Raw genomic sequence first — 23,276 nt, forward strand, 5'->3', positions numbered from 1 at the left:
CGCTCCAGGCCCTCCTCGGTCCGCTCGACCTGTCCACCTGCTTGGACAGGCGAATATGACTGCGGTGGCGGTCAGGAGGCGCGGCGCAGGGAGGCGGCGATGGCCGCCGCGGCGGCGCCTGGATCGGGGGCGGCGGTGATGGGACGGCCGATGACGAGCAGATCGGCCCCGTCGGCCAGGGCCTGCTCCGGGGTGGCCACCCGCATCTGGTCCTGCGCGTCGGTCCCCTTGGGACGCACGCCGGGCGTGATGAGCGTGATCCCGTCGCCCACCTCGGCGCGCACCGCCGACACCTCGTTGGGCGAGCACACCAGCGCCGTGGCGCCCGCCTCGACCGACAGGGCGGACAGGCGGCGTACGGCGTCGTCGGCCGGCCCGGCGATGCCGATACGGCCGAGGTCGGACTCCGACAGGGAGGTCAGGATGGTCACGGCGGCGATCCGGGTGTGCGGCGCGGCCTCCACCGCGGCCCTGATCATGGCGGGCCCACCGGCGGCGTGCACGGTGAGGATGGACGGCCGCAGCCGCGCCACCGCCCGGGAGGCCCCGGCGACGGTGTTGGGGATGTCGTGCAGCTTCAGGTCCAGGAAAACGGCGACGCCGCTGGCCCCCCGCACGGAGGCGATCACGTCGGGGCCGTAGCGCAGGTAGAGCTCCAGCCCCACCTTGACCGTGCTGACGTGCGGTGTGACCAGGGCGGCCCATTGGGCGGCGGTCTCCAGGTCGGGGGCGTCGAGAGCGACGGCGATGGGTGCGGGGGTCAACAGGTGCGCTCCTGGGATTCGGGAGTCAAGGCGTGCTCTCCTCGGTGTCTACCAACAGGTGCCGGGGCGCGCTCCCCGGCGGGCGATGCGCCAGGCCGACGGCGTCGGCCAGGCGCTGGAAGCCGCGGGCCCTCAGCAGGTCCTCCAGCTCGCGTTCGATGCGCAGGCAGGCGTACGGGTCGTGGAACAGCGCCGTGCCGACGCCGACCACGCAGGCGCCCGCGAGGACGAGCTGGAAGGCGTCGCGGCCGCTCATCACGCCGCCGATGCCGATGAGCGGCACCCCGGGGAGGGCGGCGTGGACCTGCCAGACACACCGTACGGCCAGCGGCAGGATGGCCGGCCCCGACAGGCCGCCGGTGACGGCGGCGAGCGAGGGCCGCAGCGCCTCGGTGTCGATGGCCATGCCCAGCGGATTGTTGATCATGGACAGCGCGTCGGCCCCGGCGTCCACGCAGGCCCGCGCGACGGCGACGATGTCGGCCACGTCGGGCGCGAGCTTGGCGACGACCGGCACGTCGTAGCGCATGATCGAGCGTACGGAGGCGATCACCTCGGCGGCGGCGCTGCCCTCGCGCGCGAACACGCGCCCGCGATCCTCCATGTTCGGGCAGGAAAGGTTGACCTCCAGCGCGGTCACCCCGGGCGCGTCGGCGAGCCTGCGGGCCAGCTCGGAGTACTCGGCGACGGTGCCGCCGCCGATCGAGACGATGGTCTTGATGCCGCGCTGGGCCAGCCAGGGCAGCTCGCGCTCCAGGAACGCGTCGATGCCCGGCCCCTGCAGCCCGACGGCGTTGAGCATGCCGGAGGGCGTCTCGGCCATGCGCGGCGTGGGCCGGCCGGCGCGCGGCGCCATGGTGATCGAGCGGGTGGTCAGCGCGCCGAGCCGGTGCAGGTCGAAGAACTGCGCGAGCTCCCGGCCGGAGGAGGCGCAGCCGGCGGCCGTGGTGACCGGGTTCGCCAGCTCCACGTGCGCCAGAAATGTCCTCATATCAACCGACATGTCGCACACCGCCTCCGGGGGCGCCGAGCGCGTCGAACGGGATCGTCCCCACGTCCTCGAAACGCACCCGCTCCCCGCGGAACACCGGCCCCTCGGCGCACGCCCGGACCATCCTGGTGGCCCCGTCATCGCCGATGACCGGAAGCACGCAGGTCATGCAGACGCCGATCCCGCAGGCCATCGACTCCTCCACCGCCACCTGCACCGGGATGTCGAACTCCATCGCCACCGCCGTCACCGCCCGCAGCGTCTCCATCGGCGCGCACGCGTAGACCGCGTCGGCCCGCGTGTCGGCGATCACCGACGGCAGCGCGTCGGTGACCTTGCCGCGCAGGCCGAGCGAGCCGTCCTCGGTGGTCAGCGTGGTCGTCGTGGCCATCCGGCGTGCCCGCATCGCCCCGAACACCCGCTCCGCCCCGGCGCCGCCGAGCACGAAGTCGACCCGGCAGCCCCGCGCCAGCAGCGCGTCGGCCAGCGGGAAGAGCACGGCGGAGCCGTACTCGGAGCCGACCAGCACGCAGTGGGCGGGGTCGCGGGGCAGCGGGAACGGCCGCCCGAGCGGCCCGACCAGGTCGAGCGTGTCACGGGCGCGCCGCTCGGCCAGCCAGGCCGTGCCGGGGCCGCGCATGGTGAAGACGAGCTCGACCGTGCCGCCGTAGTCGGCCTTCACGTCGTGGATGGACAGCGCACGGCGCGTCACCATCGACGTGTGGGGCCCGCCGACCGCCACCGAGACGAAGTGACCGGGCCGGTAACGCTCGGCGATGCCGGGCGCCACTACCGTCAGCGCATGGTAGGCGTCGACCCGGCGCGTCGTCAGCACCGTGCCCGTCACCTGCACCGGTGTACCGGCCAGTCGTCTTCACCTCCCGTGCCCGGGTCAGCCCCGGAGTGCCCGTGCGTGCTCCTGCAGCGACCGTACGCCGACGTCGCCGCGTACGATCGCCTGGATGCCCGCCGCCGCCGCGGCGAGTCCCGCGACCGTGGTGATGCACGGGATGCCGCGCAGTACGGCGGCCGTGCGGATGTCGTAGCCGTCGAGCCGCGTCCCCGACTCGCCGAAGGGCGTGTTGACGATCAGGTCGACCTCGCCGTCGAGGATGCACTGCACGCTCGTTGGCTCACCTCCGGGCCCCGGTCCCTCGCTGTGCTTTCGCACGATCTTGGCATGGACGCCGTTGCGGCGCAGCACCTCCGCGGTGCCCTCGGTGGCCAGGATCTCGAAGCCCAGGTCGGCCAGCGCCCTCACAGGGAAGATCATCGCACGCTTGTCCCTGTTGGCGACGGAAACGAACGCGCGTCCCTTCGTCGGGAGCTCGCCGTAGGCGCCCGCCTGCGACTTGGCGTACGCGATGCCGAAGAACTCGTCGATGCCCATGACCTCGCCCGTGGAGCGCATCTCGGGCCCGAGCACGATGTCGACGCCGCGGAAGCGGTTGAAGGGCAGCACGGCCTCCTTGACCGCGATGGACGCCTCCATCGGCAGCGTGCCGCCGTCGCCGGTGGCGGGCAGCATGCCCTCCTCGCGCAGCGAGGCGATCGACGCCCCGAGCATCACCCGGGCCGCCGCCTTGGCCAGCGGCGTCGCCGTGGCCTTCGACACGAACGGCACCGTACGGCTGGCGCGCGGGTTGGCCTCCAGCACGTACAGGACGCCGGCGGACATGGCGTACTGGACGTTGAGCAGGCCTCGCACGCCCACCCCCGCGGCGATCGCCTCGGTGGCGGCGCGGATGCGCTTGATGTCGTGGCTGCCGAGCGTGATCGGCGGCAGGGCGCAGGCCGAGTCGCCGGAGTGGATGCCGGCCTCCTCGATGTGCTCCATGACGCCGCCGAGGTAGAGCTCCACGCCGTCGTAGAGGGCGTCGACGTCGATCTCGATGGCCTCGTCGAGGAACTTGTCGATCAGCACCGGGTGGCCGCCCTCCTGGGCGGACATGTACCGGGTGAGGGTGTCCTCGTCGTAGACGATGGCCATGCCGGCGCCGCCGAGCACGTAGGAGGGGCGCACCAGCACGGGGTAGGCGATCTCCTCGGCGATCTCCACGGCCTCGGCCACGGTCAGCGCGGTGCCGTGCTTGGGCGCGGGCAGCCCCGCCTCGGCGAGCACCCGCCCGAACGCGCCGCGCTCCTCGGCGAGGTGGATCGACTCGGGCGAGGTGCCGACCACGGGCACCCCGGCGTCCTTCAGCGCCTGCGCCAGGCCCAGCGGCGTCTGCCCGCCGAGCTGCACGATCACGCCCGCGACCGTGCCGGTCTGCTGCTCGGCGTGGACGACCTCCAGGACGTCCTCCAGCGTGAGCGGCTCGAAGTAGAGCCGGTCGGAGGTGTCGTAGTCGGTCGAGACGGTCTCGGGGTTGCAGTTGACCATGACGGTCTCGAACCCGGCCCGCGACAGCTCGAACGAGGCGTGCACGCACGCGTAGTCGAACTCGATGCCCTGCCCGATGCGGTTGGGCCCGGAGCCGAGGATGATGACCTTCTCCCGCTCACCCGCGGGGACCTCGGTCTCCTCGTCGTAGGTGGAGTAGAGGTACGGCGTCTTGGCGGCGAACTCGGCGGCGCAGGTGTCGACGGTGTTGTAGACCGGCCGCAGCCCGAGGGCGTGGCGCAGGTCGCGCACCCTGGCCTCGTCGATGCCGCGGATCTCGCCGATCTGCGCGTCGCTGAACCCGAGGTGCTTGGCCTGCTCGAGCACCTCGGCGGTCAGCTCGGGCGCTTCGGCGACGGCCTCGGCCGTCTCGTGGATGCCGAAGAGCTGGTCGATGAACCACGGGTCGACGCTGGTGGCGGTGTACAGCTCCTCGGGGGTGGCGCCCGCCCTGATGGCCTGCTGCATCGTGCGCAGCCGCCCGTCGTGCGGGACGCGGCAGCGCTCCAGCAGCTCGTCCTTCGGCACGAGCGGGCCCGCCCAGGTGAAGGAGGAGTTCTTCTTCTCCAGCGAGCGCAGCGCCTTCTGCAGCGCCTCGGGGAAGGACCGGCCGATGGCCATGGCCTCGCCGACCGACTTCATGTGGGTGGTGAGCGTCTGGTCGGCGCCGCGGAACTTCTCGAACGCGAAGCGCGGCACCTTCACCACGATGTAGTCGAGCGTCGGCTCGAAGGAGGCCGGCGTCTCCTTGGTGATGTCGTTGGGGATCTCGTCGAGCGTGTAACCGATGGCCAGCTTGGCGGCGATCTTCGCGATCGGGAAGCCGGTGGCCTTGGAGGCCAGCGCCGACGAGCGCGACACGCGCGGGTTCATCTCGATGACGATCATGCGGCCGGTGCGCGGGTCGACCGCGAACTGGATGTTGCAGCCGCCGGTGTCGACGCCGACCTCGCGGATGACCGCGATGGCGACGTCGCGCATGTTCTGGTATTCGCGGTCGGTCAGGGTCAGCGCGGGCGCGACGGTGACGCTGTCGCCGGTGTGGACGCCCATCGGGTCGATGTTCTCGATGGAGCAGACGATGACGACGTTGTCGGCCTTGTCGCGCATGACCTCGAGCTCGTACTCCTTCCAGCCGAGGATCGACTCCTCCAGGAGCACCTCGGTGGTCGGGGACGCGTCGAGCCCGGCGCCGGCGATGCGCCGCAGGTCGTCGGCGGTGTGGGCGAACCCGGAGCCGACCCCGCCCATGGTGAACGACGGCCGCACCACCAGCGGGTAGCCCAGCTCCTCAGCGGCGGCCAGGCATTCGTCCATGGTGTGGCAGATGACCGACTTGGCCGACTCGGCGTTGAGACCGTGCTCGCGGGCGACCTTGGCGACGATCTCCTTGAACCGCTCGCGGTTCTCCCCCGCCTGGATGGCGTCGAAGTCGGCGCCGATCAGCTCGACCTCGTACTTGGCCAGGACGCCCGACTCGTGCAGGGCGACCGCGGTGTTGAGCGCGGTCTGGCCGCCCAGCGTCGGCAGGAGCGCGTCGGGGCGCTCCTTGGCGATGATCTTCTCGACGTACTCGGGGGTGATCGGCTCGACGTACGTGGCGTCGGCGAACTCCGGGTCGGTCATGATCGTCGCGGGGTTGCTGTTGACGAGGATGACGCGGAACCCCTCGGCGCGCAGCACGCGGCACGCCTGAGTGCCGGAGTAGTCGAACTCGCAGGCCTGTCCGATCACGATCGGCCCCGAGCCGATGACCAGGACGGACCTGATGTCCTCACGCTTGGGCACGGCTCATGACCTCACAGAACTCGTCGAACAGGTAGGCGGCGTCGTGCGGCCCGGCGGCGGCCTCCGGGTGGTACTGGACGCTGAAGGCGGGCCGCTCCAGCAGGCGCAGGCCCTCGACGCAGCGGTCGTTGAGGTTGACGTGGCTGACCTCGGCCGGCCCGAAGGGCGTCTCGAACGGCCCGTCGAGCGGCGCTTCCACGGCGAACCCGTGGTTGTGGGCGGAGATCTCGACCTTGCCGGTGCGGACGTCCTGGACCGGCTGGTTGACGCCGCGGTGGCCGTAACGCAGCTTGTACGTCGACAGCCCCAGCGCCCGGCCGAACAGCTGGTTGCCGAAGCAGATGCCGAAGAACGGCACCCCGGCCCCGAGCACCTCCCGCAGCGCCGAGACGTCGGCCGTGGCCGGGTCGCCCGGCCCGTTGGAGAAGAAGACGCCGTCGGGCCCGACCGCCATGATGTCGTCGAACGTCGCGGTCGCCGGCAGCACGTGCACCTCGCAGCCGCGCTCGGCCATGCGCTGCGGCGTCATCCCCTTGATGCCGAGATCGACCGCCGCCACGGCGTAGCGCCTGCCGCCGATGGCCGGCACGACATAGGGCTCGGTCGTGGCCACCTCGGCGGCCAGATCGGCTCCTTCCATGCCCGGTGAGCGGCGTACGCGCTCGACCAGCTCCTCGACCGGCTCGGACGGCGCGGTGAAGATGCCGGCGCGCATGGCGCCGCGCTCGCGCAGGTGGCGGGTCAGGGCGCGGGTGCCGGGGATGGCGATCCCGACGACGCCCTGCTCCTTGAGGTAGTCGTCCAGCGAGCGGGTGGCCCGCCAGTTGGAGACGATCCGGGACGGCTCGCGCACGACGTAACCGGCCACCCAGACGCGCCGGGACTCGGGGTCTTCGTCGTTGACGCCGGTGTTGCCGATGTGGGGCGCCGTCATGGCGACGATCTGACGGTGGTAGGAGGGGTCCGTGAGGGTCTCCTGGTAGCCGGTCATGCCGGTGTTGAAGACCATCTCGCCGAACGTCTCGCCCTCGGCGCCGTACGGGGTCCCGTGGAAGACGCGGCCGTCTTCCAGGACCAGCAGCGCTGTGTTCAAACCAGCTTCCCTTCGAGAACGGTCGGCCTGCCGCGCAGGAACGTGGCCACCACCCGGCCGGGCAGCGTCATGCCCTCGTAGGGGGTGTTCCTGCTCTTCGACGCGAAGGCGGACGGATCCACCTTGGTGCGTACGGACGGGTCGTAGAGCGTGATGTTGGCCGGGGAGCCCGCCTGGAGCGGCTGCCCGTGCCCGGCCAGGCGGCCGATGCGGGCCGGCACGACGGACATGCGCTCGGCCACGCCGGCCCAGTCGAGCAGGCCGGTCTCGACCATGGCCTCCTGGACGACGCTGAGCGCGGTCTCCAGGCCGACCATGCCCATGGCCGCGGCCGACCACTCGGTCTCCTTGTCCTCGACCGGGTGGGGGGCGTGGTCGGTGGCCACGGCGTCGATCGTGCCGTCGGCCAGCGCGGCGCGCAGCGCCTCGACGTCGGCGCGGGTGCGCAGCGGCGGGTTGACCTTGTAGATCGGGTTGTACGCGCCCACCGGCGACTCCTCGACCAGGTCGTCGGTGAGCAGCAGGTGGTGGGGGGTGACCTCGGCGGTGACGTTCCAGCCCTTGGACTTGGCCCAGCGCAGGATCTCGACGGAGCCCGCCGTGGAGACGTGGCAGACGTGCAGCCGGGAGCCGACGTGGGCGGCCAGCAGGCAGTCGCGGGCGATGACCGCCTCCTCGGCCACGGCCGGCCAGCCGGTGAGGCCGAGCCTGCCGGAGACGACGCCTTCGTTCATCTGGGCGCCGGAGGTGAGCCTCGGCTCCTGGGCGTGCTGGGCGACGACGCCGTCGAACGCCTTGACGTACTCCAGGGCGCGGCGCATCAGCACCGCGTCGTCGACGCACTTGCCGTCGTCGGAGAAGACGCGCACGCGGGCCGCGGAGTCGGCCATGGCGCCGAGCTCGGCGAGCTGCCTGCCCTCCAGCCCGACGGTCACGGCGCCGACCGGGTGGACGTCGCAGTGGCCGAACTCGCGGCCGAGCCGCCACACCTGCTCGACCACGCCGGCGGTGTCGGCGACGGGCGAGGTGTTGGCCATGGCGTGCACGGCGGTGTAGCCGCCCCGGGCGGCGGACTGGGTGCCGGTCTGCACGGTCTCGGCGTCCTCGCGGCCCGGCTCGCGCAGGTGGGTGTGCAGGTCGACGAGCCCGGGCAGCGCGATCGCTCCCGCGCCGTCGACGCTCTCCGGCCCGTCGAGCCCCTGCCCGATCTCGGCGATCATCCCGTCCGCGAGCCGGATGTCCACCGGCTCGCCGCCCAGGATCCTGACATTTCGAATGATCATGCGATCTCTCCCCCGAGCAGCAGGTACAGGACGGCCATGCGGATGGTCACCCCGTTGGCGACCTGCTCGACGATCGTGGAGCGCGCCGAGTCGGCCACCTCGGCGGCGATCTCCATGCCCCGGTTCATCGGCCCCGGGTGCATGACGATCGCGTCGTCGGGCATCTTCGCGAACCGGTCACGGTCGAGACCGTAGCGGCGGGAGTATTCGCGCTCGCTCGGGAAGTACGCGGCGTTCATCCGCTCCTTCTGCACCCGCAGCATCATCACCACGTCGGACTTGGGCAGCACCGCGTCGAGGTCGTACGACACCTCGCACGGCCAGCTGCCGACCGAGACGGGCAGCAGCGTGGGCGGGGCCACCAGCGTGACCTCGGCGCCGAGCGTGTGCAGCAGCAGCACGTTGGAGCGGGCGACCCGGCTGTGCAGCACGTCGCCGACGATCGTGACCTTGCGCCCCTCCAGGCCGCCCAGCCGGCGGCGCATGGAGAAGGCGTCGAGCAGCGCCTGCGTGGGGTGCTCGTGGGTGCCGTCGCCGGCGTTGACCACGCTGCCGTGCACCCACGTGGCCAGGCGGTAGGGCGCGCCGGAGGCCGAGTGGCGGATGACGACCGCGTCGGCGCCCATGGCCTCCAGGGTGAGCGCGGTGTCCTTGAGCGACTCGCCCTTGGACACGCTCGACCCCTTGGCCGAGAAGTTGATCACGTCGGCGGACAGCCGCTTGGCCGCCGCCTCGAACGAGATGCGCGTGCGGGTGGAGTCTTCGAAGAACAGGTTGACCACCGTGCGCCCGCGCAGCGTGGGCAGCTTCTTGATGGAGCGTTCCGAGACTCGCGCCAGCTCCTCGGCGGTGTCGAGAATGAGCAGCGCGTCGTCCTTGGCCAGGTCGCCCGCGGAGATCAGGTGCCGGTTCACCTCGCGCCCTCCTTCATGAGCAGGACGGCGTCGCGGCCGTCGGTCTCCTCCAGGTAGACCTTGACCTTCTCGCTCTTGGCCGTCGGGAGGTTCTTGCCGACGTAGTCGGCGCGGATGGGCAGCTCGCGGTGGCCGCGGTCGACCAGCGTGGCGAGCTGGACGGCGGCGGGACGGCCGAGGTCGTTGAGCGCGTCCAGCGCGGCACGGACGGTGCGGCCGGAGTAGAGGACGTCGTCGACGAGCACCACGACCCTGCCGTCGATGCCGTCGGGCGGCAGCTCGGTGCGGCCGAGCGGCCGGGCCGGTCCACGCCGCAGGTCGTCGCGGTACATCGTGATGTCGATGGAGCCGACAGGGGCCTTGACGCCTTCGAAGCGCTCGATGCGGTCGCCGAGCCGGCGGGCCAGCGTGGCGCCGCGGGTCGGGATGCCGAGGAGGACGACGTCGCCCGCGCCCTTGGTGCGCTCGAGGATCTCGTGCGCGATGCGGGTCAACGCCCGGTGAATGTCCGGGGCCTCGAGAACGGCCCGGGAATCGGACATGACGAAAACTCACCACCTTTCCCGCCTCACGGGACGGGTCTTAAAGGATTGGTCGCGACACACATTACCAGGGGCTACCAGCCACAACGCGGGCCCCCTCCGTGGCGCCGATTCCAGCCCAAGGCCGCGAACCGGTAATTTTCCCTCCCCCCTCTGCGCCCGCACGGTGTCAGCCCGCCGCCGGCGGGGCAGATCACAGGACGTCCTGGGCGGCGGTTCCCCAGGACGCGTACGAGGGCGGGCCCTGCGGGCGTGAGGCCGCGCCCCCGAGGGGGATACAGCAGAGATGGCATTTCATGTCGATTCCGAGGTGGGGCGGCTGCGGCAGGTCCTGCTGCACACCCCCGACCTGGCGCTCAAGCGGCTGACCCCGACCACCAAGGACGCCTTCCTGTTCGACGACGTGCTGTGGGTGCAGCGCGCGATCGAGGAGCACGCGGAGTTCGCGAAGGTGCTCACCGACCACGGCGTGCGCGTGCACCTGCTGGCCGACCTGCTCAGGGAGACCGTCGAGATCCCCGAGGCGCGCAAGCACATCCTCGACTCGGTCGTGGACGAGCGCTGGCTCGGCCCGGTGGCCATCGACGACATCCGCAACACCCTCGACGGGATGGACGCGGCGACACTGCAGCTCTACCTGACCGGCGGCATCACCAAGCGGGAGATCGTCGAGATGGGCTGCGAGCCCAAGGCGGTCACCTTCCACGCGCTGGCCGACGACGACTTCATCCTGCCGCCGCTGCCCAACCACCTGTTCACCCGCGACACGTCCTGCTGGGTCTACGACGGCGTGTCGATCAACGCGATGCGCAAGAAGGCCCGCATGCGGGAGACGGTCAACATGGAGGCCGTCTACATGTACCACCCGTTGTTCGCCGGCGGCTTCAACCGGCCCGGCGAGGGCGGCTACCACTGCTGGTTGCCCGGCCGGTCGATGGCGCCCGCCACGCTGGAGGGCGGCGACGTGCTGGTCCTCGGCCGGGGCGCGGTGCTCGTCGGGATGAGCGAGCGCACCCAGCCGCAGGCGGTCGAGATGCTCGCCCAGCGGTTGTTCCGGGCCGGCTCGGCGCAACGCATCGTGGCGCTCGACATGCCGAAGGCGCGGGCGTTCATGCACCTCGACACCGTGATGACGATGCTCGACGTGGGCGTGTTCACCAAGTACGCGGGTCTCGGCATGCTGCCGTCGTACACGATCGAGCCCGGCGACACCCCCAAGGAGCTCAAGGTCACCGACCACCCGCCGCAGGACATGCACAAGGCCATCGCGCACGCCCTCGACCTGCCGGACATCACCGTCCTGACCCCCACCCAGGACGTCTACGCCGCCGAACGCGAGCAGTGGGACGACGGCTGCAACGGGCTGGCGCTGGCGCCCGGCCTGGTCATCGCCTACGAGCGCAACACCACGACCAACAACTACCTGCGCGACAACGGCATCGAAGTGATCACGATCAGGGGCAGCGAGCTCGGCCGAGGGCGCGGGGGGCCGCGGTGCATGAGCTGCCCGCTCGAACGTGACGGCGTCTAGGGGGACCTGATCCGCATGGCTGTCGACCTGCGTAACCGCTGCTTTCTCAAGGAGCTCGACTTCACGCCCGCCGAGCTCGGCCACCTGCTGCGGCTGTCGGCCGAGCTGAAGGCCGGCCGGCGGGCCGGCGACGAGCGGCAGCGGCTGCGGGGCCGGCACATCGCGCTGGTCTTCGAGAAGGCCTCCACCGGCACCCGCTGCGCCTTCGAGGTGGCCGCCCGCGAGGAGGGCGCGTACGTGACGTCCCTCGACGCGGCCGGGTCGGAGCTCGGGCACAAGGAGTCGGTCGGCGACACCGCGCGGGTGCTGGGCCGGATGTTCGACGGCATCGAGTACCGCGGCGGCGCGCAGGCGCGCGTCGAGGAGCTGGCGGCGCTGGCCGGCGTGCCGGTCTGGAACGGCCTGACCGACGAGTGGCACCCCACGCAGACGCTGGCCGACATGCTCACCATGCGCGAGCACGCCGGCCGGCCGCTGCGCGAGCTGTCGCTCGCCTACCTCGGCGACACGCGCAACAACGTGGGCCAGTCGCTGCTGGTCGCGGGGGCGATGTTCGGCATGGACGTGCGGATGGTCGGCCCGAGGGCGCTGTGGCCCGACCCCGATCTGGTGGTCAAGCCCGCCCAGGAGATCGCCGCGGGAACCGGCGCCCGCATCACCCTGACCGACGACGTCACCGGGGGCGTCAAGGGGGTCGACTTCCTCTACACCGACGTGTGGGTGTCGATGGGCGAGCCGGCCGAGGTGTGGGACGAGCGCATCAAGCTGCTGCTGCCGTACCAGGTCAACGAGCTCGTGGTGGAGTCCACCGGCAACCCGGGCGTGCGGTTCATGCACTGCCTGCCCGCCCTGCACAACCCGCGGACGCGGGTCGGGCGGGAGGTCTACGACCGGACGGGGCTCGACGCGCTGGAGGTGACCGAGGGCGTCTTCGAGTCGCGGCGCTCGATCGTCTTCGACCAGGCCGAGAACCGGCTCCACACGATCAAGGCGATCATGGTCGCCACGCTGGGAGACTGAATGCGGGTCATCGTGGCACTGGGCGGCAACGCGGTCCTGCGGCGCGGCGAGCGGCCCGACGCCGACGTGCAGGCCGCCAACGTCCGCACGGCCGTCAAGTCGCTGGCCAGGCTCGCCGTCGAGCACGAGCTGGTCATCACCCACGGCAACGGCCCCCAGGTGGGCATGCTGGCCCTGGAGAGCGCCGCCGACCCGGCGCTGAGCAGGCCGTACCCGTTCGACGTGCTGGGTGCGCAGACGCAGGGCATGATCGGCTACTGGATGCAGCAGGCGCTGCAGAACGCGCTGCCCGGCCGGCAGGTCCTCGCCATGGTCACGCAGACGCTCGTGACGGCGGTCGATCCCGCCTTCGCGAACCCCACCAAGTTCGTCGGCCCGGTCTACGAGCAGGAGGAGGCCGAGAAGCTGGCCGCCGAACGAGGCTGGACCGTCCGGCCCGACGGCGGCCACTGGCGGCGCGTGATGCCCTCCCCCACCCCTCAGCGCATCGTGGAGACCCGGCTGATCCGCCGGATGCTCGGCCAGGGCGTGATCGTGGTGTGCGCGGGCGGCGGCGGCATCCCGGTCGTCCGCGACGAGGCCGGGCGGCTGTCCGGCGTGGAGGCCGTCGTGGACAAGGACCTCACCGCGGCGATGCTGGCCGAGTCCCTGGAGTGCGACGCGTTCCTGAGCCTGACCGACGTACCGCGCGTGATGCGCGGTTTCGGCACGCCGCAGCAGACGGAGATCGGCCACACCACGCCCCACGAGCTGCGCGCGCTCGACTTCCCCGACGGCTCGATGGGGCCGAAGGTGGAGGCGGCCTGCCGGTTCGTGGAGACCACCGGCGACATGGCCGCCATCGGGAAGCTGGACGAGGCCGAGGGCATCCTCGCCGGCACCGCCGGGACGATCATCACGCCCAACGGCAGGTGGCCCCTGACGAGCACGCTGTAGGGGGTGCGGATTGACGCCGGCCGAGCGGCTGCTGCGGACCAAGCCGACCGAGCGCATCGTGGCCGAGGGTGGTCACGGCGAGGGCGGCGATCTGCGCCGCACCATGTCCCTGTGGCAGCTGACGCTGTTCAGCGTCGGCGCCACGCTGGGCACGGGCATCTTCGTCATCCTCGGGCAGGCGGTGCCCAAGGCCGGTCCCGCGGTGGTGCTGGCCTTCGTGCTGGCGGCGTTCACCGCGCTGCTGTCGGCACTGTCGTACGCCGAGCTGGCCGGGACGATCCCGGTGTCCGGCTCGTCCTACTCCTACGCGTACGCGACGCTGGGCGAGCTGGTCGCCTGGGTCTGCGGCTGGTGCCTGATGCTGGAGTACGCCGTCTCGGTGGCGGCCGTGGCCGTGGGCTGGGGCGAGTACCTCAACGCGTTCCTGGGCTCGCTGGCCGGCGTCGCGCTGCCCGACGCGATCACCCGCTCCCCCGGCCAGGACGGCGGCGTGGTCAACGTCGCCGCGATCGTCATCGTGCTGCTGGCCACCTGGTTGCTGCTGCGCGGGGCCTCCGAGAGCGCCACGGCGAACGCGTTCTTCGTGCTGATCAAGGTGGCGGTGCTGCTGTTCTTCTGCGTGGTGGCGTTCACGGCGTTCCGGTCGGGCAACCTCGCGCCGTTCGCGCCCATGGGGGTGGCCGGCATCACGGCGGCGGCCTCGCAGGTCTTCTTCTCCTACATCGGCTTCGACGCCGCCTCGACGGCCGGCGAGGAGGCCAAGAACCCCAAGCGCGACCTGCCGCTGGCGATCATCCTGTCGCTGGCCATCGTGACGGCCGTGTACGTGCTGGTGGCGCTGGCCGCCGTCGGGGCGATGCCCTGGACGGACTTCGACCCGGAGGGCACCGAGGCGAGCCTGTCGCACATCGCCGACCTGGCCATGGGCGCCACCTGGCCGGGGCTGATCGTGTCGTTCGGCGCGGTCGTCGCGATCGCCAGCGTCGTGCTCACCGTCATCTACGGCCAGACCCGCATCCTGTTCGCGATGTCCCGCGACGGGCTCATCCCCCGGGTCTTCCAGCGGGTCAGCCCCCGCCGCCAGGTGCCGGTCGCCAACACGCTCATCGTGGCGGCGTTCATCTCCGTGCTGGCCGGGCTGGTGCCGCTCGGGCAGCTCGCCGAGGCGACCAGCATCGGCACCCTGTTCGCCTTCGCCATCGTCAACGTCGGCGTGCTCGTGCTGCGTTACCGCAGTCCCGAGCTGCCGCGCAGCTTCCGCACGCCGTTCTTCCCTGCCACGCCGGTGCTCGGCGCGGTCATGTGCGTCGTGGTGATGGCGGGGCTGGCCGGGGTGACCTGGCTGGCGTTCGCGCTGTGGATGCTCGTCGGCCTGGCCTGCTACTTCCTGTACGGCTATGGCCATTCGCGGCTGAATGCCGAGGTGCGCTGAATGAAGCTCGACAACGTGCTGGCCGGATACGTCGCCGGGCCGCGGGGCCGCGACGGCCTGTGCCTGGCCCTGCTGCTCAGGGAGCGCGTGCACGCCCGCCTGACGGTGGCGACCGTGCAGCCGCCCGCCTGGTCGGCTCCTGGGCCGTCCAAGGCCGAGGAGAGCGCCTGGCGGGCGTACCTGCGCGAGCAGGCCGCCGCCATGCTGGACCAGGCCCGCGAACTGGCCGGCGACGACGCCGAGTACGTCACCCACCCCTACCGTGGCAGCGGCAGGGGGCTCCTGGAGCTGGCGCGAAGGAGCGGCGCCGACGTGGTGGTGATCGGCTCTGCCCCGGGCGGCGGCAGGGGGCGCATCGCCCTGGGCAGCACCGCCGACCAGCTGCTGCATGCCTCCTCCGTTCCGGTCCTGCTGGCGCCGCGCGGCTTCGGCGACGACCCGCCGCCCGCGTTCGAGCGCCTCACCCTCGCCTACCGCCGGGGCCCCGGCTGCGACGCGGCGATCAAGGACGCGGCCCGCACGGCCGCGGTGCTCGACGTGCCGCTGCGGCTGGTCACGCTGGTGGTCAGCCCCGGCCGCCGCAGGAAGATCGAGAAGGACATGCTCGGCAGCCTGCGGGACCAGGCCGCCGCGGACCTGCGCGCCGCGGCGCGCGGACGCTCCTCGGTGGACGTGGAGGTGCTCGAAGGGCGCAATGTGGCCCAGGCGCTCGGCACGACCACCTGGCTGCGCGGCGAGATGATCATATGCGCTTCCAGCGACACGGGGCCACTCAGGCGGGTATTCCTCGGAGACACCTCGATCAAAATCGTCAAGGCGGCCACCTGTCCGGTCATGATCTTGACACGACAGCCCTGACATGGGCGAATTCCCTCGTCAAGCCCCGCCGGAGCACTGTTAGTTCTGGGACATGAGGGGCGTTTGCGGCGTTCCCTACCGGACCGGATTCGGCATCTTTTTTCCAATCAGCTTGACCTTGAGCGCCCGCGCCTTTACCGTCACTGTCCGTAACCACTCCCAGCGGCGTTCTGGGGTAAACCCAGGGCCATGGCTACCGATGGTGCCGAACCCGGCACCAGACCCCCCGGTGGCGCGGGCATTCGCCGCAAGGGAGCACAATCTACTGAGAGCGATACATACGAGAGCCGGGGGGCCACACGATGCCGTCTGAGTACGCAAAGTCGCTGGGTGCAAGACTCCGCGCCATCCGCACCCAGCAGGGCCTGTCCCTGCATGGAGTCGAAGAGAAGTCGCGTGGCAGGTGGAAGGCCGTGGTCGTGGGCTCCTACGAGCGCGGCGACCGTGCCGTGACCGTGCAGAAGCTTGCGGAACTTGCCGACTTCTACGGGGTGCCCGTTTCCGAGCTGCTGCCGGGCGGAGCCGCCCCCAGCCCGCTCGGGCCGACGCCCAAGCTTGTGATCGACCTGGAGCGCCTGGCGACGCTGCCGAAGGAGAAGGCCGGCGCCCTTGCCCGCTACGCCGCCACCATCCAGAGCCAGCGTGGTGACTACAACGGCAAGGTGCTGTCCATCCGCCAGGAGGACCTGCGCTCCCTGGCGGTGATCTATGACAAGTCGCCTGGCGAGCTGACGGAGGAGCTGATCAGCTGGGGTGTCCTCGACGCCGAGGCCCGGCGCGCGGTCGACTCCTTCTGACGCGGCTGTCCTGAGCCGGTCTGTCTCCCCGGTCACCCGGCCGCCCAGGAGCTCACCGTACGCCACCACAAGGCCCCTCGCCCGGCCCCTGTCCCCGGCCGGCCCGGGGAGCTCTGAGCCCTGCTCGGAGCAACCCCGAAACGGCCGAGCTCAGGGAACGCCGACCAGGGATGCTGAGACCGCTTGCCCAGGGAACCCTTGAGCCCGCTGCTCTTGGGAGCGCTTCCCTCGTCCATGACCGAGGTTTCGGTGACGCCGGTTTTCGCCATGCCCTGGTCACCCTGCTTTCGGGGCACCCGCCCAAGCCGTGGGCCCGCCACACGCGGGCCCACGGCCACGTGTGGCCCCTCATCGGCATGCCTGCGCCCCATGGGCGCCGAAGGCGGTGCCAAGGACCCACACCGACCGTGCACGCTGCGCCCAACCGACCTGCCATCGCCCCCTCCGGCGGCATCCCCGCACAAAAGCCTGCGTAGGACGTCGACACAAGACGACGGGTGACAACCGACGCCGCACAGCAGCCCGACTGCGCCGCCGCGGGCTGACGTCCCCTTGAGGAAGAAGAACGCGTCCGGGGTGGAGAACGCCCCCGAGGGCCCCGCCTCTCGGCAGCTGGGCGCCCTGATCCGGTCCAGGGCCGACCATGGGCGTCGACGTAGAGCTCCGCACGACCCACGATGGCGATGTGGCGGACGGCAGCGCCACCCTGGCCGCCACGCGGACATGACCGCCCCGGCCTCACGCGGACATCGCCGTCGCGGCCGTCGCGGCCGGCTCTGAGGCGTTCCCATCCGGCCCGCTCGAAGGTTTCCGCCGCTCTGGCGGAACGCGACCGGCGCACCCATCTGGTGCCCTGTGCTCATCCCTGGACATGCGCTCGCCTCAGGCCGCGGCCTGTCCGAGGCGCGCGATCAGCCGGACTCTCGTACGGGATGTCCAGGCTCTCGGGGTGGTCCGGACTTGTGCGGCGAGGGTCGGGCGCTCCCGGCGAGGTCAGCCCGCGAGGGGGACGTTCGCCGGGAGCTGTGGTTGTGAGGGGACGCCCAGGAGGTCTTCGATGGTCTCCACGAACGTCTCCGCCTCGACCAGGATCTCCTCGGCCTCGGCGGCGCTGATGCGGCGCACCATGCCGGCCTCGGCGGCCGCGCGCTTGGCAGCGGTCGTCGAGAAGTAGGCGGCCCACTCCGCCAGGCTCGGCTCGGCCTCGGGGAGCAGCTCCCACGCGCTGCGCAGCCGGCGCCGGCGACCCTCCAGGGGACGGGGACGTGCGGCCAGGAGCGCCGCGGCCGCACGCAGCGCCGCCAAATGAGCGGCCACATATCGCGATGCCGGGGTGCGAGCGCCGGTCGCCTCCGCCAGGCACGAACGTGAATCGGTCAGATGTGCCCGAACCGCAGGCGACAGCCGGGGCCCGGGTGTGTCTCTAGGCCGTGGTGCCATCTTGCGCGCCTCCTTGGAGTCGTGGGCGGCCGGCCGACGTCTCCGCCGGTGGAGCCAACAATCGCAGACGCCACCGACATTTCCGCCGGGCCGGCCGGACGAGGAGCTTCCCCTCTCCCCGTCCGGCCAGGGCACGCCCGTTCGTCTCCGCCGACGACGAGGACATGCCCTTCGCCCGTGGAGCCTGGCCGCGGGTGTCGCTGGGGAAGCGAACGGCCCGCGACCAGGTCCTTGGTGACGCTGAGCCGCGAGCCTCACCGTCACTAGGTCGAACATAATTTCGATCACGCGCGGTGTCAACCAGTTCCACGAACACAGGTTCGATGACCATGAACAGAAACGCCTGCCTCACGCCGTACCGACCGACAAGAAGGCCCCGCACACGAACAGAAAGGACATACGGAACCCCCGCCACCGCGAAAGCGTCCCGCCTCGGCGGCGAGAACGACACGCCGGGCGGCACCCCAACACGCCTGCTCGGGACAGCAATCAGAACGCCTCACCGCGACACCCTCGGACCCGCGATCGGGACGGGAGCACGCATGAAGCGGAGGAACGAAGGGCCGCGCCACGAGACGGGCTCGCGACGAAGGCGACCATGACGCACCGGGCGCCACCCCGGAACGCGCTCGCCCCGGGAGCCCCCTGAACGCCCTGCCCAGGCAACACCCGGAATCGCTCGCCGAACGTTCATCCTGGAGGCCTCGCCCACGACGGCCTGGCGCACGCATCCACCGGATTGCCGGGGCGACAGCGGGCGGCACCGCACAGCGCCGGGTGGCATGCCCGTTCGGCGCGGGCCACGCGGGTCCTCAGCCTTGATTGAATGATCTAGGCCAGATTCGTGGGGATCTACGGGGGCGTGATGGGGATATGGGATGTCAAGAAGGACGGAGATCGGGCGCGGTGGACATGCACCCCGCTCGTCAGCGTCGGGCCGCTGCGGTTCGGGATGAGCGCAGGTGAAGTGGCCGGAGCGCTCGACCATGTCGGGCCGGTGAGCGGCATTGGACACCCCGATATGCCAAGGAAATCCGGGATCGGCAGACGTCGGGCTCCTCCTGCGCGTACAACGGGCAGGAGATGTCGTCCTCAGCCGGCCACTTTTCCTCATCCGCGAGTGGGCGATGGCAGAGTGGGACCACGTCCCCGGATCCGAGTGGAAGAGGTTCTGATGCGACCGCCTGAGCCGCGGTGAGCGGGCTGACGACAACAGTGACGACAACGTCGGCCACCATGAACGCGCACCGCCAGCCGTCCACGCCCGTCCGACCAGCGAGTGTCCGCCCGACGAGGGTGATTCCTCCGCGAAAAGCGGCGATCATTTCGTAGACTCCGCCGGCGGACGGCAGGCGGGAGTCACCGGGGCGATGGCCTCCCACACACCCCTGGTTACCTGGAGACCGCGGCGCCACCGCCCATTCTGGCCGTCGAGCCAGGCGGGCACAGACCGCCGGGACCTCCACGGGCATGCCGCTCACAGGGGAAAGCCTCCCCATGCCAGCTCAGGCATGTTCGCAAGGGACGCCTCCCCGTGCCCCTTCGGGCATGTCCGCAGGGGGTGCCGCCGGCCCGGCGCCTGCTTCGGCATGTTTCCCGTAAGCGGTGTCCACAGGGCCAGGGCCGTTCTCAGGCGTGTCCCGGCAAGCGCGGCCCACGGGGACAGCGCGTTCTCCAGGAGGTGCCGCCCGCGAAGGCGGCCTCTCCTGAAGGTGCGTTCGCCGACCGGCAACGGCCCGGGCGCTCAGTGGTGTTCCGGAGCGGCCCCCGTGGGATCCGCCGGGTGGTTACTCGAGTGACAGGGCGCCTGAGGGGCACAAAGTGACGGCGCGGCGGGACGCCTCCTCCAAATCCTCGGGTGGCGACTCCTGCAGGAGCACCACCGTGCCGTCCTCCTCACTCTGGTCGAACACCTCCGGGGCCGTCAGCGCGCACATGCCCGCGCCGATGCACACCGACGTATCTGCCTTGATCTTCATGGCGACCTACCAAGTGACAGGGAGGCGGTGCACTCCGTAAATGCTCATGTCGGATCGCATCGGCACCTCCTCCGGTGATACGGCCAAGCGTAGGCCAGGCAGCCGGCGCAGCAGCGCGGGGAAGGCGATGCGCATCTCGGCGCGTGCGAGCTGCTGGCCGAGGCACTGGTGGATGCCGTGACCGAAGGTCAGGTGCCCGCCGGCGGGCCTGGCGACGTCGAGGCGGTCCCCGTCGGGGAAGCGTTCGGGATCGCGGTTGGCGACCGGCAGGTGGACGGCCACCGTCTCGCCGGCCTTGATCAACTTGCCCTCGATCTCGACGTCCTCCAGCGCCGAGCGCAGCGGGCCGAGGTGGATGATCGTGAGGTAGCGCAGCAGTTCCTCGACGCCGTTCTCCGCCACCGACGGGTCGTCGCGCATGGCGGCGAGCTGGTCAGGGTTGATGAGCAGCGCGTACGTCCCGAGCCCCAGCATGTTGGCGGTCGTCTCGTGCCCGGCCACCAGCAGCAGGAAGGCGACCCCGGTGAGCTCCTCGTCGTCGAGCTCGCCGCCCTCGACGAGCCCGCTCAGCAGGTCGTCGGCGGGCTCCTCGCGCTTGCGCTGGATGAGCTCGTACAGGTAGGCGGAGATGCGGCCCATCGCGGCCAGCGCCTTTTCTGCCTCGGTCTCCAGGTTCAGCAGGATCTCGGAGTCGGCCTGGAACTGCGCGCGGTCCTCGTACGGCACCCCGAGCAGCTCGCAGATCACCAGCGACGGGATCGGCAGCGCGAACGACTCGACGAGGTCGAGCGGCCCGCCGGCGGCCTCCATCTCGTCCAGGCAGGCGTCGGCGATCTCCGCGATCCTCGGCTCCAGCATCTTCATCCGGCGCACGGTGAACTGCCCGGTCAGCAGCTTGCGGTAGCGCGTGTGGCCGGGCGGGTCCATCCGCAGGAAGAAGCCGCGCGGCACCGGCGTCTTCCCCCGCTTGGCCAGCTCCATCCGGTTCGGCACGAGCGGGTGCAACCGGTCGGGCCGGTTGCTGAAGTGCGGGTGCGCCAGCACCGCGCGGGCCGCCGCATATCCCGTCACCAGCCAGCCGAGGTGGCCGTCGGCGAACGTCATGCGGTGCATCGCGCCCTGTTGCCGCAGGCCGGAGACTTCGTCAGGCGGATCGAGTGGCCGCTGACGGGTGATGGGCAGGGACAGATGGGACATGTTCGGCTCCTTTCCTCGCTCCTCTCCCAGGAAACCTCAACGATTGCAAAATTTCAATGGACGAAAAAAATAAGGCCGTGCAGTATAGTTCCGGCATGGTCGGACTGCGGGAGCGCAAGAAGCAGCGCACGCGCCAGGCGCTGATCGAGGCCGCCCTCCGGTTGTTCAGCGAGAAGGGCTTCGAGGAGACGACGCTCGCGGAGATCGCGGCGGCGGCCGACGTCTCGACGCGGACGTTCTTCAGCTACTTCGCCGGCAAGGAGGACGTCGTCTTCCACGACTCGGCGAAGCGGCTGGACCTGGCCACGGCCATCCTGGCGGGCCGGCAGCCCGGCGACACGGTGACCGGTCTGCTGGTGCGGATCATCGACGAGAGCCTGCTCTGGGCGACCTCCGAGGAGAACATGACGTTCGAGGGCGCCCGGTTGCGGCTGCGGCTCGTCCTGGAGGAGCCGGCGCTGCAGGCACGGGCGCTGCTGGTGCTGTTCGACACCCAGCTGAAGCTGGCCAAGGCGCTGCACGAGGCGTTCCCCGAGGAGTTGACGCCGGTGGACGCGGCGGCCGCGGTCGGGGCGATGGTCGGCGCGGTCCAGGTGGCGGTCGTGGCCAACCTGGAGGAGGAGCGTTCGCTGCGGGCGATGTACGAGACCGGCCGCCGCGCGGCCGAGGTGGCTCTTTCCGGCCTGCGCTCCCCCGGCGGCGTCGAGAAGAACCCTGCGGGGTGATCCACCGCCGCCGATCATGGAAGCATGTGTCGTGACCATGCCGCGCAAGGCGGGCGGGAGGAGTGCGGATGGCGGGGAGCGATCGCGGCCGGCCGGCCGGGCTCGTCCTGCTGGCCCTGGGGCCGGTCCTGGCGGCGGCGTACGCGGGCGCCGGCCACGTGGCCGTCCAGGCGGCGGTGCGGGCGCAGATCTCGGGCCCCGGGTGGGAGGGCGGCCGCATCGACGCCGACGGGATGACGTCGCTGGGCCTCGACGCCTGGCGGGTGACCTGGTGGACGGCCCTGCTCGTGGGCGTGGTGGCGCTGGCCTACGTGGTGATCGGCCTTCTGCTGCGGCGCCACGGCCGAGGGCGAGCGTTTCTCCTGGTGCTCTCGGGCACGCTGATCGTCCCGTACGTGCTGGGCTTCGCCGTCGCGCTGGTCAACCCCGTGAAGCTGCTGGCGAGCCTGTACGACGTGCCCGACTTCGCCGCGGGCCTGCCCGCCTGGCATTCGGCCACGGCCTTCCTCCTGCTGGCCGCCGGGCTGGCCCAGGCCGTGGGCCTGCCGCTGGCGGCCGCCCAGGGCCGGCGGGCCGCCGCGTCCCGCGCCTGAGACGTCGGCGAACGCCCGGCCGGGCCTGGCGCGAGCGCGGCGTCAGGCGCTGCGGAACTTGCCTCTGACGTGGACCGGGACGCCCTTGCCGAGCTTGCCGGGGAGCTCCTCCGCGACGTTCATCGGCAGGCGTACGCAGCCGTGCGAGGCCGGGTGGAGCGGGACTGACAGCGCCCCGTGGAAGGCGATGCCGCCGTTGAAGAAGATCGGGTTGTACAGCTCGCCCAGGTAGGACCGGTGCCAGCCGCTCACCCGCCACGTCGTGCGGTAGTTGCCGGTGGGGGTACTGGCCGAGCCGCAGAACTCCTGCTCACTGCCCTGCCAGGTGGCGGTCTCGCAGTAGGGGATGCCGCTGCCGGAGGAGATGTGGCTGATCAGCTCCACCTCGCCGCCGACGTACAGGACCATGATCTGCCGGGTGAGGTCGACCTCGGCGCGGGTCCCCCGGCCGCGCGGGGCCAGCACGCGCGGCGTCTTCGGGGTCTCCAGAGCCTCCCACGTGCGGCGGGCGACGGTGCTGGTCGGCTTGATGCCGTTGACCTTCTGGAACGCCCACACAGCCGCGAGCGTGGTGGGACCGTACTGGCCGTCGGCCTCGCCCGGGCGGTAGCCCAGCCCGATGAGGCGCTTCTGCAGCCAGGTGACGGCCTGCCCGTCGGCGCCCAGCCGTAACGTCTTGCGCGGCGCGGTGACCGGCGGGGGTGTGTCGCGCCCGGCGGCGCCGTCAGAGGCCGCGGACGGCGCGGGGAAGCCGTCAGGTGTTACGGACGGCGCGGGGAAGCCGTCAGGTGTTACGGACGGCGCGGCGGGGCCGAGCCGCATCGCGGCCGGTGACGCATCGGGGCGTTGCCCGGCCTGCGCCCCGCAGGCCGGGACGGCGAGCAGGCCCGCCGTCAGGAGTGCGGCCACCCGGGGCAGCAGTCGAGCCACCATGTGCACCACCATCCATCACGAACAGATCAAATGACCTTACATCACTCACCATGAACCGGTAAGGCGTCGCCAACCCC

General features: G+C 71.3%; 20 protein-coding genes. 8 read left to right on the top strand and 12 right to left on the bottom strand.

The genetic code is table 11. From position 1 onward, the window contains the following. Window positions 1–71 precede the first annotated feature (71 nt). The 8 genes from pyrF to pyrR are packed head-to-tail and all read right to left on the bottom strand — an operon-like array spanning window position 72 to window position 9,758. The gene (gene pyrF / locus E1286_RS05825) at window positions 72–764 is read right to left on the bottom strand and encodes an orotidine-5'-phosphate decarboxylase (RefSeq protein WP_132609446.1); all 693 of its coding nucleotides are present in this window, start codon (window positions 762–764) and stop codon (window positions 72–74) included. Between the two features lie 25 nt (window positions 765–789). Further along, window positions 790–1,767, bottom strand: coding sequence for a dihydroorotate dehydrogenase (locus tag E1286_RS05830; RefSeq protein WP_132609448.1), 978 nt, complete (start codon window positions 1,765–1,767; stop codon window positions 790–792). After that, the gene (locus tag E1286_RS05835) at window positions 1,757–2,608 is read right to left on the bottom strand and encodes a dihydroorotate dehydrogenase electron transfer subunit (RefSeq protein WP_187368122.1); all 852 of its coding nucleotides are present in this window, start codon (window positions 2,606–2,608) and stop codon (window positions 1,757–1,759) included. Before E1286_RS05835 ends, E1286_RS05830 begins: the two co-directional genes overlap by 11 nt. A gap of 39 nt (window positions 2,609–2,647) precedes the next feature. Next, entirely contained in the window at window positions 2,648–5,926 is a 3,279-nt protein-coding gene (carB, locus tag E1286_RS05840; RefSeq protein WP_132609452.1) for a carbamoyl-phosphate synthase large subunit, read from the bottom strand. Beyond that, on the bottom strand, window positions 5,913–7,019 hold the full coding sequence (gene carA / locus E1286_RS05845; RefSeq protein ID WP_132609454.1) for a glutamine-hydrolyzing carbamoyl-phosphate synthase small subunit: 1,107 nt from the start codon (window positions 7,017–7,019) through the stop codon (window positions 5,913–5,915). Before carA ends, carB begins: the two co-directional genes overlap by 14 nt. Then, a complete protein-coding gene (locus E1286_RS05850; RefSeq protein ID WP_132609456.1) occupies window positions 7,016–8,302 on the bottom strand; it encodes a dihydroorotase in 1,287 nt (428 codons plus the stop codon). The genes carA and E1286_RS05850 overlap by 4 nt, the downstream gene beginning before the upstream one ends. Then, window positions 8,299–9,216, bottom strand: coding sequence for an aspartate carbamoyltransferase catalytic subunit (locus E1286_RS05855; protein WP_132609458.1), 918 nt, complete (start codon window positions 9,214–9,216; stop codon window positions 8,299–8,301). Before E1286_RS05855 ends, E1286_RS05850 begins: the two co-directional genes overlap by 4 nt. Then, complete coding sequence (pyrR, locus tag E1286_RS05860; protein ID WP_132609460.1) at window positions 9,213–9,758, bottom strand: bifunctional pyr operon transcriptional regulator/uracil phosphoribosyltransferase PyrR; 546 nt, start codon at window positions 9,756–9,758, stop codon at window positions 9,213–9,215. Before pyrR ends, E1286_RS05855 begins: the two co-directional genes overlap by 4 nt. A 286-nt stretch (window positions 9,759–10,044) precedes the next feature. On the opposite strand from pyrR, the gene E1286_RS05865 reads away from it, so the two are divergent. The 6 genes from E1286_RS05865 to bldD all read left to right on the top strand — a co-directional run bounded on the left by E1286_RS05865 (window position 10,045) and on the right by bldD (window position 16,332). Then, window positions 10,045–11,289, top strand: a complete 1,245-nt coding sequence (locus E1286_RS05865) for an arginine deiminase (RefSeq protein WP_132609462.1) — start codon at window positions 10,045–10,047, stop codon at window positions 11,287–11,289. 15 nt (window positions 11,290–11,304) lie between these two features. Further along, complete coding sequence (gene argF, locus E1286_RS05870; RefSeq protein WP_132609464.1) at window positions 11,305–12,309, top strand: ornithine carbamoyltransferase; 1,005 nt, start codon at window positions 11,305–11,307, stop codon at window positions 12,307–12,309. Then, window positions 12,310–13,245, top strand: coding sequence for a carbamate kinase (gene arcC / locus E1286_RS05875; RefSeq protein ID WP_132609466.1), 936 nt, complete (start codon window positions 12,310–12,312; stop codon window positions 13,243–13,245). Between the two features lie 10 nt (window positions 13,246–13,255). Then, the gene (locus E1286_RS05880; RefSeq protein WP_132609468.1) at window positions 13,256–14,677 is read left to right on the top strand and encodes an amino acid permease; all 1,422 of its coding nucleotides are present in this window, start codon (window positions 13,256–13,258) and stop codon (window positions 14,675–14,677) included. Next, a complete protein-coding gene (locus tag E1286_RS05885; RefSeq protein WP_132609470.1) occupies window positions 14,678–15,535 on the top strand; it encodes a universal stress protein in 858 nt (285 codons plus the stop codon). It abuts the gene before it with no gap. Window positions 15,536–15,837: 302 nt separating this feature from the next. After that, window positions 15,838–16,332 (top strand): transcriptional regulator BldD, encoded by a 495-nt coding sequence (gene bldD / locus E1286_RS05890; RefSeq protein ID WP_132609472.1) that lies wholly within the window; start codon window positions 15,838–15,840, stop codon window positions 16,330–16,332. A gap of 993 nt (window positions 16,333–17,325) precedes the next feature. Here the strand turns inward: bldD and E1286_RS51660 are convergent. The 3 genes from E1286_RS51660 to E1286_RS05905 all read right to left on the bottom strand — a co-directional run bounded on the left by E1286_RS51660 (window position 17,326) and on the right by E1286_RS05905 (window position 20,948). Continuing rightward, the gene (locus tag E1286_RS51660; RefSeq protein ID WP_342776158.1) at window positions 17,326–18,048 is read right to left on the bottom strand and encodes an SAV_6107 family HEPN domain-containing protein; all 723 of its coding nucleotides are present in this window, start codon (window positions 18,046–18,048) and stop codon (window positions 17,326–17,328) included. 1,511 nt (window positions 18,049–19,559) lie between these two features. Beyond that, window positions 19,560–19,751, bottom strand: coding sequence for a ferredoxin (locus E1286_RS05900; protein ID WP_132609476.1), 192 nt, complete (start codon window positions 19,749–19,751; stop codon window positions 19,560–19,562). Between the two features lie 6 nt (window positions 19,752–19,757). Continuing rightward, on the bottom strand, window positions 19,758–20,948 hold the full coding sequence (locus E1286_RS05905; RefSeq protein WP_132609478.1) for a cytochrome P450: 1,191 nt from the start codon (window positions 20,946–20,948) through the stop codon (window positions 19,758–19,760). Between the two features lie 95 nt (window positions 20,949–21,043). Here E1286_RS05905 and E1286_RS05910 point away from each other — a divergent pair, with 95 nt between their 5' ends. Next, the gene (locus tag E1286_RS05910; protein WP_132609480.1) at window positions 21,044–21,673 is read left to right on the top strand and encodes a TetR/AcrR family transcriptional regulator; all 630 of its coding nucleotides are present in this window, start codon (window positions 21,044–21,046) and stop codon (window positions 21,671–21,673) included. A gap of 68 nt (window positions 21,674–21,741) precedes the next feature. After that, complete coding sequence (locus E1286_RS05915; protein ID WP_132609482.1) at window positions 21,742–22,266, top strand: hypothetical protein; 525 nt, start codon at window positions 21,742–21,744, stop codon at window positions 22,264–22,266. 42 nt (window positions 22,267–22,308) lie between these two features. Here E1286_RS05915 and E1286_RS05920 read toward each other — a convergent pair whose 3' ends face one another. Continuing rightward, the gene (locus E1286_RS05920; protein WP_132609484.1) at window positions 22,309–23,199 is read right to left on the bottom strand and encodes a L,D-transpeptidase family protein; all 891 of its coding nucleotides are present in this window, start codon (window positions 23,197–23,199) and stop codon (window positions 22,309–22,311) included. Window positions 23,200–23,276 lie beyond the last annotated feature (77 nt).

It is taken from the genome of Nonomuraea terrae (genome assembly GCF_004348995.1).
GTDB lineage: Bacteria > Actinomycetota > Actinomycetes > Streptosporangiales > Streptosporangiaceae > Nonomuraea > Nonomuraea terrae.

Bases quoted from the DNA above. Each gene is read 5' to 3' on its own strand.
- E1286_RS05850 (WP_132609456.1), bottom strand. From the start codon at position 8,302: ATGATCATTCGAAATGTCAGGATCCTGGGCGGCGAGCCGGTGGACATC.
- E1286_RS05915 (WP_132609482.1), top strand. From the start codon at position 21,742: ATGGCGGGGAGCGATCGCGGCCGGCCGGCCGGGCTCGTCCTGCTGGCC.
- E1286_RS05830 (WP_132609448.1), bottom strand. From the start codon at position 1,767: ATGTCGGTTGATATGAGGACATTTCTGGCGCACGTGGAGCTGGCGAAC.
- argF (WP_132609464.1), top strand. From the start codon at position 11,305: ATGGCTGTCGACCTGCGTAACCGCTGCTTTCTCAAGGAGCTCGACTTC.
- bldD (WP_132609472.1), top strand. From the start codon at position 15,838: ATGCCGTCTGAGTACGCAAAGTCGCTGGGTGCAAGACTCCGCGCCATC.
- E1286_RS05885 (WP_132609470.1), top strand. From the start codon at position 14,678: ATGAAGCTCGACAACGTGCTGGCCGGATACGTCGCCGGGCCGCGGGGC.
- arcC (WP_132609466.1), top strand. From the start codon at position 12,310: ATGCGGGTCATCGTGGCACTGGGCGGCAACGCGGTCCTGCGGCGCGGC.
- E1286_RS05865 (WP_132609462.1), top strand. From the start codon at position 10,045: ATGGCATTTCATGTCGATTCCGAGGTGGGGCGGCTGCGGCAGGTCCTG.
- E1286_RS05905 (WP_132609478.1), bottom strand. From the start codon at position 20,948: ATGTCCCATCTGTCCCTGCCCATCACCCGTCAGCGGCCACTCGATCCG.
- pyrR (WP_132609460.1), bottom strand. From the start codon at position 9,758: ATGTCCGATTCCCGGGCCGTTCTCGAGGCCCCGGACATTCACCGGGCG.
- E1286_RS05900 (WP_132609476.1), bottom strand. From the start codon at position 19,751: ATGAAGATCAAGGCAGATACGTCGGTGTGCATCGGCGCGGGCATGTGC.
- E1286_RS05920 (WP_132609484.1), bottom strand. From the start codon at position 23,199: ATGGTGGCTCGACTGCTGCCCCGGGTGGCCGCACTCCTGACGGCGGGC.
- E1286_RS51660 (WP_342776158.1), bottom strand. From the start codon at position 18,048: ATGTTCGACCTAGTGACGGTGAGGCTCGCGGCTCAGCGTCACCAAGGA.
- E1286_RS05910 (WP_132609480.1), top strand. From the start codon at position 21,044: ATGGTCGGACTGCGGGAGCGCAAGAAGCAGCGCACGCGCCAGGCGCTG.